This window comes from Sulfoacidibacillus ferrooxidans (genome assembly GCF_022606465.1).
Classification (GTDB): Bacteria; Bacillota; Bacilli; order Alicyclobacillales; family SLC66; genus Sulfoacidibacillus; species Sulfoacidibacillus ferrooxidans.
The window spans coordinates 1-881 of record NZ_JALBUF010000062.1; the positions used below are offsets into that span (position 1 = coordinate 1).

Here is an 881-nt window from a genome sequence, read left to right on the forward strand (position 1 = left end):
TGGTATTAAGTCAATATGGTGGACACACCGAACAAAGAATATCAAAACAGTCTGACGGATTGCACCTTGGATTTAGCTTGCCTTTTTGTTCGCTTTTTTGAAATACATTGATTGGAATTGTACAGGGGTCTTATATCCAATCGACGAATGAATCCGCAACCTGTTGTACCAAATCTCGATGTACTCCCAAATGTCTTTATGCGCCCGTTTGCGCGTTTTGTACGTTTCTACATGGATGAGCTCACGTTTAATGACGCTGTGAAATGATTCAATGCAAGCGTTGTCGTAACAGTTTCCCTTGCGGCTCATGCTGCCTTTCATCTTGTACTTTTTTAGCCGTGCTTGGTACTCATTGGACGCATACTGGCTGCCTCGATCCGAATGATGCAACACACCATCAGCCGGCTTTTCCCGCTCATATGCGTCGTCTAATGCGCTCATCACGAGTTCCTTGGTCATACGTGAGTCAGCCTTCCATCCAACGATTTTTCGTGTGAATAAATCCATAATACTTGCGACGTAGAGCCATCCTTCGGCGGTCCAAACATACGTAATATCCGACATCCACACCTGGTTTGGTCTCTCTGCCGTAAACGTCTGATTCAGCACGTTGTCATCTACAGGCTGATTGTGTTTGGAATTGGTTGTTGCCTTATATTTACGGACTGTGCGGCTCTTCAGCCCATTTTCCCGCATGATACGAGCCACTGTTTTCTGCCCAACACGTACACCCTCGTCTCGCAGCACCCGCATAATCTTTGGACTCCCGTATAAACGCCGAGAGGCAAGAAAGATGTGATGAATACGTCGAGTGAGATTCATTCGGCGATATGTACGCTCGCTAGTAGGGCACTTAACCCATGCATAGTACCCGCTTCGAT

1 protein-coding gene is annotated in these 881 nt (G+C 46.5%); it reads right to left on the reverse strand.

What is annotated here, in order from left to right:
* Positions 1–72: 72 nt before the first annotated feature.
* On the reverse strand, positions 73–881 hold an 809-nt coding region (locus tag MM817_RS16365), incomplete at its 5' end, for an IS3 family transposase (RefSeq protein WP_241717110.1).